Annotated in this window: 7 protein-coding genes; 3 read left to right on the top strand and 4 right to left on the bottom strand. The window is 72.6% G+C overall.

Annotated features, from left to right (window positions below):
- Positions 1-396 precede the first annotated feature (396 nt).
- Entirely contained in the window at positions 397-1,236 is an 840-nt protein-coding gene (locus ACFULQ_RS17595; RefSeq protein WP_383544452.1) for a triphosphoribosyl-dephospho-CoA synthase, read from the top strand.
- Here ACFULQ_RS17595 and ACFULQ_RS17600 read toward each other — a convergent pair.
- From ACFULQ_RS17600 to ACFULQ_RS17615, 4 genes are all read right to left on the bottom strand, one after another.
- Positions 1,211-2,440 (bottom strand): MFS transporter, encoded by a 1,230-nt coding sequence (locus tag ACFULQ_RS17600; RefSeq protein WP_383544429.1) that lies wholly within the window; start codon positions 2,438-2,440, stop codon positions 1,211-1,213. The two genes, ACFULQ_RS17595 and ACFULQ_RS17600, sit on opposite strands and share 26 nt — an antisense overlap.
- A 52-nt stretch (positions 2,441-2,492) precedes the next feature.
- Positions 2,493-3,833 carry a PLP-dependent aminotransferase family protein gene (locus tag ACFULQ_RS17605; RefSeq protein ID WP_383544431.1) on the bottom strand — a complete coding sequence of 447 codons (1,341 nt, stop codon included), beginning with the start codon at positions 3,831-3,833 and terminating at the stop codon, positions 2,493-2,495.
- Positions 3,834-3,894: 61 nt separating this feature from the next.
- Complete coding sequence (locus ACFULQ_RS17610; protein WP_383544433.1) at positions 3,895-5,361, bottom strand: aminopeptidase P family protein; 1,467 nt, start codon at positions 5,359-5,361, stop codon at positions 3,895-3,897.
- Between the two features lie 83 nt (positions 5,362-5,444).
- Positions 5,445-6,956, bottom strand: a complete 1,512-nt coding sequence (locus ACFULQ_RS17615; RefSeq protein ID WP_383544436.1) for a PP2C family protein-serine/threonine phosphatase — start codon at positions 6,954-6,956, stop codon at positions 5,445-5,447.
- Positions 6,957-7,411: 455 nt separating this feature from the next.
- Between ACFULQ_RS17615 and ACFULQ_RS17620 the strand changes: the two genes are divergently transcribed.
- Together ACFULQ_RS17620 and ACFULQ_RS17625 are read left to right on the top strand one after the other, a co-directional pair.
- Positions 7,412-8,077: a bifunctional DNA primase/polymerase gene (locus ACFULQ_RS17620; RefSeq protein WP_383544439.1), complete on the top strand. Its 666-nt coding sequence runs from the start codon at positions 7,412-7,414 to the stop codon at positions 8,075-8,077.
- Positions 8,078-8,134: 57 nt separating this feature from the next.
- A complete protein-coding gene (locus ACFULQ_RS17625) occupies positions 8,135-8,797 on the top strand; it encodes a hypothetical protein (protein ID WP_383544441.1) in 663 nt (220 codons plus the stop codon).
- The last annotated feature ends 209 nt before the right edge of the window (positions 8,798-9,006 follow it).

The raw sequence follows: 9,006 nt of genomic DNA on the forward strand, positions 1-9,006 counted from the left end.
TCTGGGTGAACGACCCCGGAGCGGGTGTCGCAGGGCAGATATAAAACCACACGCCAACCCAACTGCGTTCCCCTCTGGGTGAGTTGAGCATGTCAGTGCATTTCTTCGACGGCACGGCCATGAGGGGGTCTGAGCGGCCACGACGCACCCAGGGCCGTGCTGGTAGGGAGACAAGGAAAGCCCAAGCGGTTCCACCCCCGAGATCTGTTTGCGAAGATTTTACCCGGCCGGGGCGTTTGAGAAACGGCGGCGCCCGCGCGCAATTCACCCGACCGATGCACACCCGCGCCACCCCTTCCGGTTCCGCCGGAACTCTCAGCCCCCGCACAGCCTCCCCTCACGCCCCTGATGGACGCCGTTCCTACCGTCCCGTCCATGACGGGAACAGGTACGGCCATGAGCAGCCGTGAGGACGAGGCGCTGGCGCTGGCCGCCGTGGACGCGCTGACCGGTCAGCTGGCCCTGGCCCCCAAACCCGGCCTCCCCGACCCCCGTGACCTCGGTGCCCCCAGGACCCGCAAGGACCACTGCTCCCTGCGCTGGTCGGCCAGGGCGCTCGCGCCGGGCCTCGCGGCGATGGCCGCGGCCGCCCGCCGCACCGGCGCACCCACGCCCCAGCTCCGCGCGGAACTGGGTGCGATCGGCCGCTGCACCGAGCACTCCGTGGGCCTGGCCGGCGGCGGCCACCGCGGCGCCCTGTGGACCCTAGGTCTGCTGGTCGCCGCGGCCGCCCTCGACCCCGGGGCCCGGTCGACGGACGTGACGACGACCGCCAAGAAGATCGCCGCGCACCCCGACAAGCGGGCCCCGCGCCGGGCCTCCCGAGGCTCCTCGGTCTCCGCGAAGTACGGTGCCGCCGGCGCCCGCGGGGAGGCCCGCGCCGGATTCCCGCACGTCCGGCGGGCGTTGGACGCGCTTACCGCCTCCCGCACGGCGGGCGCCGCCGAGACCGAGGCCCGTCTGGACGCCCTGCTCACCGTGATGTCCACCCTCCAGGACACCGAACTCCTGCACACGGCGGGCCCCTTGGGCCTGCGGCACGTCCAGGCGGGCGCCCGGGGCGTCCTGGAGGCGGGCGGCACCACGACCGACGCGGGCCGCGAGGCCCTGCTGGCCCTCGACGCCGATCTGCACGCACGCGCGTGGAGCCCCCGCGGCAGCGCCGGGCTGCTCGCGGGGGCCCTGTTCGTGGACGCCCTTCCGGCGGCGGTCAGTTCACGAGCACCGGCTGCCTGACGGGCGTCTCCGCCCGCCCGGCGGCCCGACGGGTCGCAGGCCCCATCGCGTACGACGCCCCGAGCGTCACCGCTCCCAGCAGCAGCCACCCGGGCGTGCCCCACTCCACCAGCAGCGTGGTGAGGACCAGCGGCCCGAGCGTCCGCGCCACGGTCACCCCGGTCCCGAAGAACCCCTGGTACTCGCCGACCCGCTCGGCCGGAGCCAGGTCGAAGGAGAGCTGCCAGGACCCCGCCGACTGCCCCATCTCGGCCGCCACCTGAAGCACCGCACCGACGACCAGCGCACCCACGGCCACCCACGGCGAGGCCCCCGCCGACAGCGCGAACACCGCGCACGCGGCCAGCATGACCCACCCCGACCGCCGCACCGCGCGGGTGGCCGACCCGAGCCCGCTCACCCCGCGGGCCATCCGCACCTGGAAGGCCATCACGGCCCCGGTGTTGAGCACGAACAGCGCGGACACCACCCAGGCGGGAGCCGCGGTCCGCTCGGCGATCCAGAGCGGGATCCCGAGGCTCAGCAGGGGCATCCGCAGCAGCAGGACGGTGTTCAGCAGCGTGATCACGGCGTACGGCCGGTCGCGCAGCACACTGGGGCCGTGCCGCTTCCCCGAGGGCACCCCGGGCGCCACCGACGGCAGCCGCAGCAACAGCAGCGCGCACCCCACGAAGCTCACCGCGTCCACCGCGAACACCCCGAGATACGCGGCCCGCGTCCCGGCGTGCAGGGCGAGCCCGCCCAGCCCCGCGCCCACGGCGAGACCGGCGTTCAGCGTCGCCTGGAGGTGGGCCAGCAGCCCGGTCCGCTCCCCGGCGGACACCAGCCCCGCCAGCAGCGCCTGCCGGGCCGCGGCGAGCCCCGACTGCGCGGAGGCGTAGGCACAGGCCGCCAGGACGAACGGCACGAAGTCCCGCACCACCAGGAAGGACGCCACCGCCAGCCCCGTGGCCAGCGCCAGCAGCACGGCCGTACCGCGTGCCCCGCGCCGGTCCGCGAGCCGCCCGAGCGGCACGCCCACCACCGACCCGACCGCCCAGCCGACGGTCAGCCCGAGCCCCACCCGTGCGGGGGCGAGCCCGACGACGTGCGTGAAGTAGAGCGCCGACGTCACGTAGTAGGCGCCGTCACCGACGGAGTTGCTCAACTGGGCCAGAGCCAGCACGCGTTGCGGTCCTGCGGGCGGGACGAGTGAGTGCCTCATGGCTACGACACTAGAAGCGGGGTGGACCGCTCGACAGACCCAATGAGGGTGCTCAGGAATGGCCCAATTCCAGCACCCGGACCAGCACCTCGAGGGCCTCGGGATAGGCCCCCTCCCGGGGCGTCCCGTACCCCACGACGAGCCCCTCGCGAGACGGGTCCGCATGCCAGTGCTCCCGGAGCGACCCCAGGGCGAGCCCGGCGTCCGCCGCCCGGGCCAGCACCGCCGACTCGTCCTCGACCTCGACCAGCGCGTGCAGCCCGGCCGCGATCCCCCGCACCCGCCACCGCGCCCCGAGCCGCTCGACGAGCCGGTCCCTGCGCCGCCGGTACCTGAGCCGGCACGCGCGCACGTGACGGTCGTACACATGGCCGCGGATCAGCTCGGCGAGGGCCAGCTGTCCGAGGGTCTCGGTGCTGTGGTCGCTGTGCAGCTTGGCGTCGGCGACGGGTCCGACGAGGTGCGGCGGCAGCACCATCCAGCCGAGCCGGAGCGCGGGCCCGAGCGTCTTGGACGCGGTCCCCAGGTACACGACCTGCCCCGGCGCCATTCCCTGGAGCGCCCCCACGGGCTGCCGGTCGTACCGGAACTCCCCGTCGTAGTCGTCCTCGACGACCAGCGCCCCCCGCGCGCGTGCCCAGTCGGTCAGCGCCCGGCGCCGCGCGGGGTGCAGGGTCACGCCGGTCGGATACTGATGAGCGGGAGTGACGACCACGGCCGCGGGATCCCCGAGACCGTCGACCTCGACCCCCAGCTCATCGACCGGCACCGGCACCACCCGCCCCCCGGCGTGCCGTACGACCTCCCGGTGGAAGGGCAGCCCGGGATCCTCCATGGCCACGGTCCCGCCCTCCAGGACCCGCGTGAGCAGCGAGAGCCCCTGCACGGCCCCGGAGGTGACCAGGATCCGTTCCGGGGGAGCGACGATCCCGCGGGCGCGCCCCAGATACTCCGACAGAGCGGTCCGCAGCTCGATCCGCCCCAGGGGGTCGCCGTAGTCGTACGCGGAGACGGGCGCGAGGTCGACGGCCCGCCGCACGGCTTTCAGCCAGGCGGCGGCCGGGAAAGCCCCCACGTCCGGACTGCCGGGCCGCAGATCGAACAGCGGCGCACGCGCGCGTGCCTTGCTCTCAGGCGGTCTGTCCTCCGAGGCGGGCAGCGCTGCGACCATGGTTCCCGCCCCTTGCCGGGCGGTCAGATACCCCTCGGCGACCAATTGGTCGTAGGCCGCCTTCACGGTCCCCCGAGAGACACCGAGTTCCTCGGCGAGCCGCCGGGTGGCGGGCAACCGGGCTCCAGGAGCCAAACGTCCACCGCGAACGGCGTCGCGCAGGGCCCGTTCGAGCCCGAAGCGACGCCCTTCACCGGCGATGACATCCAGATGCAGGTCCACTGCACCTACTCAGGGGCGCGGGGAACTGCGCGACCAGCCCCCACGCACCCGCGCCCGAAACTCAACCCTTCAGACCCGCCATCCACGCCTCGACCGCGTCGGACTGCCGAGGCAGCCCGGACGACAAATTACGGTTGCCGGAGTCCGTCACCAGAATGTCGTCCTCGATCCGCACCCCGATCCCCCGGTACTCCTCAGGGACCGTCAGATCATCGGCCTGGAAGTACAGCCCGGGCTCGACGGTCAGCACCATCCCCGCCTCGAGCACCCCGTCGACATACGACTCCACCCGCGCGGCAGCGCAGTCGTGGACGTCCATGCCCAGCATGTGCCCGGTGCCGTGCAGCGTCCAGCGCCGCTGAAGCCCCAGCTCCAGCACCCGCTCCACGGGCCCCTCGACGAGCCCCCACTCCACCAGCCGCTCCGCCAGCACCCGCTGGGCCGCGTCATGGAAGTCCCGGTACTTGGCGCCCGGCTGCACGGCCGCGATCCCGGCCTCCTGGGCGTCGTACACCGCGTCGTAGATCTTCTTCTGGATCTCGCTGAAGCGGCCGTTGATCGGCAGGGTCCGCGTCACGTCGGCCGTGTAGTACGTGTGGGTCTCGACACCCGCGTCCAGGAGCAGCAGCTCACCCGACCGCACGGCCCCGTCGTTGCGCACCCAGTGCAGCGTGCACGCGTGCGGTCCCGCGGCGGCGATCGTGCCGTACCCCACGTCGTTGCCCTCGACGCGCGCCCGCAGGAAGAACGTGCCCTCGATGTACCGCTCGGAGGTGGCCTCGGCCTTGTCGAGGACCTTCACCACGTCCTCGAACCCGCGGACCGTCGAGTCGACCGCCTTCTGGAGCTCGCCGATCTCGAACTCGTCCTTGACCAGCCGCGCCTCCGACAGGAAGACCCGCAGCTCCTCGTCCCGCTCGGCGGTGACCTTGTCGGTCAGCGCGGCCTCGATCCCGGCGTCGTAGCCCCGCACGACCCGCACCGGCCCGGTCGCCTCGCGCAGGGCGTCCGCCAGCTCGCGGACATCGGACACGGGGATGCCGTACAGCTTCTCGGACTCGGTCAGCGAGTGCCGGCGCCCGACCCACAGCTCGCCCTGGCCGGAGAGCCAGAACTCGCCGTTCTCGCGGTCGGAGCGGGGCAGGAGGTACAGCGTGGCGGTGTGGCCGCCGGAGACGGGCTCCAGGACGAGCACGCCGTCCTCGGTCTGGTTGCCGGTGAGGTACGCGTACTCCACGGAGGCCCGGAAGGCGTACTCCGTGTCGTTGGAGCGGGTCTTGAGGTTGCCCGCGGGGATCACCAGCCGCTCGCCGGGGAAGCGCGCGGAGAGCGCCGCACGGCGGGCCGCGGTCTCGGCGGCCTGCGCGATCGGCTCCAGGTCGTGCAGCTCGGTGTCCGCCCAGCCCGACCTCATGTTCTCGGCCAGCTCGTCGGAGACGCCCGGGTACAGGCCGTTCTTCCGCTTCTTGATCGGCTCTTCGGACTCATCTTCCGGGGTCGCCGGGGTGAGTTCTTCGGCCACGGTCATCCTCCTACGAAACGGCACTGGACCCCCTCCATCGTACGGTCGTACGGAAGGGGGCCCAGGGGCCTTGGACCTGTTACACCGTGCTACTCGAAGTGTGCGGCGAGCAACACGACGTCCTCCTCGGAGTCCGCCGCGTCCAGGCCGTCCGGCAGCACGGCCCGCAGCACGTGGTCGGCGACCGCCTCCGGGTCCCGGCGCAGCGCCTTCGGCACCCCGGCGGCCGCCGCGTGCAGGCGCGCGAAGGCGCGGTCGGTGGGGTCGCCGGTGCGGTGCAGCAGCCCGTCGGTGTAGAGCAGAACCGTCTCTCCAGGCTCGGCGCTCAGCTCCACGCTCGGCGCCTCCCAGCAGGCGAGCATCCCGAGCGGCGCGGACACCGAGGTCTCCACGAACTCGGTGCGCCGCTCGCCGATCAGCAGCGGCGGACAGTGCCCGGCACCGGCCAGTGTGATCTTGCGCAGCGCGGGCTCGCAGTAGGCGAACAGGGCGGTGGCCGAGCGGGCCGGCTCGGTCAGCCGGAGCAGCAGCTCCAGGTCGGACAGGACCGCGACCGGGTCCTCGCCCTCCATCACGGCGTACGCCCTCAGCGACGCTCTGAGGCGCCCCATCGCGGCGATCGCGCTCGCGCCGGAGCCGGTCACCGAACCGACCGCGAGACCCAGTGCCGCGTCCGGCAGCGGCAGCGCGTCGTACCAGTCGCCGCCGCCGCGCGGGCCGGTGCGGTGCCGGGCGGCGAGCCGCACTCCGGCGACCCGGGGGAGCCGGGACGGCAGCAGCTCCTCCGCCATCGTCGCCATGCACGCGCGCGTGCGCTCGACCTCCAGGAGCCGGGCCAGCTGTTCGGTGGCGTAGCGGACGTACAGGCCGACGAGGTGGCGCTGGCGCTCGGAGGGTTCGGCGGGTTCGTCGTAGAGCCAGACGGCGGCGCCGAGACGGCCGGCGTCGTCGGTGGCCAGGGGGAGCGCGTAGCAGGCCGCGTAGCCGAGGCGGGCGGCGACCTCGCGGTGGCGCGGGTCCAGGCCGTCCTCGGCGAGCAGGTCGGGCTGGGCGATCTCGCCGTCGCCGCCCGGCAGTCCGTCGAGGATCCTGCCGTACGACATCGCGCTGCGCGGCACCGTCTCGATGTGCCCGAGGTCGGCGCGGGCGAGGCCGAGGCCGATGGTGGTGTCGGGGCCGAGGCCGTCGTCGGGTTCCAGGACGACGAGTCCGCGGCGGGCGCCGACGAGGGCGGCTCCGGCGTGCAGGAGTTCCTGGAGCGCGTCGGACAGCGCGTCCGTGCGCACGAGGCGTTCGGTGAGTTCGTGCAGGGTGGTCAGGTCGGAGACCCAGCCTGCGAGACGGTCCTGGAGCAGGGCGCCGAGGGCGTTCGGCGAGGCGGCCGAAGGGACGGCCGGGGCGGCGGGCGCGGGCGCGACAGTGTGTGCGGGTGCGGGAACCGTTGAATCGATTCCAGCCACTTTCGGAGGGTGAGGGGCGTTCATGGCATCCGGCTTTCCGACCGGTGCGTACTGCTCAAAAGCATCGCAAACCCCCATGTCATTCTGCGCCGCTAGCAGTGTCTCCACATGTACACGCACTCGTAAGGGGATGTCCAGCATTGTCCTGCCGGGATTCCTGGTGTCCGTGAGTAACTGGTGGACAGGGAGTCGAAGGGTTAAGTTGGCTTAAAACTGCCTCGGGTTACGGTGTATTGAGGTCGACTGGCCTTGCTCCACAGAGCGTCACAGCGGTCGTGATGGGTACGTACTCGGTAAGGGCCAGGGGTGGTGGACAGCCACCCGGAACCTGGTGACCGACCCGGGCGTCTTAGCCACCGACGACCGAGCCCCATCCTCCCGTGGCGGAGGCGGAGAGAAATACGCGGGACGGCAAAACGCCATACTTCGCCACCCCCCGCCACGCCCAGGCTTTTGATAGACGACGCAGTATGGGGTTCCCCTTGTCTCGGACAAGGGTGTGATGCGCCAACAGGTACGCACAGTGAAGTGATCGACACATGGTGTGATGTGGTCCACGGTGTTGCCAGCGGTGCAACGGAAAGGAACGAGCGCTCATGCGCGAGATCCTCGGAAGGCGACGCAGGCTCCTGTCCGAGCGCGGCGACGGAAGGCCTGAATTGCTCAGCGCGGCCCTGACCTTCGCGAAGGAATGGCAGTGGCCCGTACTCCCGGGCGTGGCGCCGGATCCGGAGAACCGGGCCCGCTGCGGCTGTCCGGACCCGGAGTGCACGGTCCCCGGCGCCCACCCCTTCGATCCCGGTCTGCTCGCGGCCACCGCCGACGAGCGCATGGTCCGCTGGTGGTGGACCAACCGCCCGGCCGCGCCGATCATCCTGGCCACTGGCGGCAAGGCGCCCTGCGCGGTCAGCCTGCCGGCCCTCCCGGCCGCCCGCGCCCTGGCCGCGCTCGACGCCCAGGGCATGCGTCTGGGCCCGGTGATCGCCTCGCCGACCCGCTGGGCGATCCTCGTGAAGCCGTACTCCCTGGAGCAGTTGGGCGAACTGCTGTACGCCCAGGACCACGTCCCCGGCTCCCTCCGCTTCCACGGCGAGGGCGGCTACCTCGCCCTGCCCCCCTCCGAGACCGGCCACGGCGAGATCTCCTGGCAGCGCGCGCCGCTGCCCGGCTCCGCCTCCCCGTGGGTCCCCGACGTCGAGGCCGTGGTGGACGCCGTGGTCGAGGCCCTCACTCGTACGGGTGTGAGCGCACCCGAGTTGTAAGGGTGTCGGGCGCGGACGCAAGGGGGTACCCGCGCCCGGTCGTTATCGTCCGCTTCCATGAACCTTCGTCTGCTCGCCCTGTCCGGCGCCGTGGTCGGCGCCGTCGCACTGCCGCTGGCCGTGGCCTCCGCGGGCCAGGTGGGCGACGGGGGTCGCACGGTCGTACGCGACCTCGTGCGCTCGTCCACACCGCCGTCCGCCGTAGGGCAGTCTCCGGTACGGCCTTCTGCTGTCCGGCCCTCTGCTGTACGGCGATCTCCCGCGCGGCCGTCTCCCGTACGGCCGTCTCCGCTACGGCCTTCCGCGGCCGACGACCACAAGGCGCCGCTCGCCGACGCGGGCCGCTCCCCGCTGCTGCTCGGCCTGGGTCTGGCCACCGCCGCCCGCTGCGGTCCCGCACTGAGCTCGCCCGGGGGCATCGAGGCGCAGACCTGTGTGCTCACGCAGGGCGAGGAGACATGGGCGCGGACCTACTACCGCAACGCGACCGGAGCGGCCCTGGACGCCGTGCTCACTCTCATGGAACCCGGCGCGCGCACGGTGCAGATGCACTGCGCGGTCGGCGCCGGGGACGAGCCGGACAGCTGTGAGACGCCCAGGGAGCGGACCCAGGGATCACCGGGCGACTACTCGGCGGTCGCGGAGTTCGCCGCCCGGCGGGGCAGCGGACCGCTGCTGCTGCGGGCCGGCAGCAACTCCGGGGAAATCACGGGCAGTTGACGCGCGGCGCCATTCCGTAAAGGGGCCCGGGCACAGAAAGACCCGGTTGCTGGCGACGGGGGATGCACCAGCAACCGGGCTATTGGAACCGTAACAAGAGATCGCCCGTTCGCAAATTCGACCGCGGCGCTCCGTGGCTGATTCGGACACCGATTCCCCTCTTCCTGGCGGGAGTTGTGAGGAGAGCCGGTCGCCGTGTGAAGAACCGG

The organism is Streptomyces sp. NPDC057253 (assembly GCF_042669125.1).
Classification (GTDB): Bacteria; Actinomycetota; Actinomycetes; order Streptomycetales; family Streptomycetaceae; genus Streptomyces.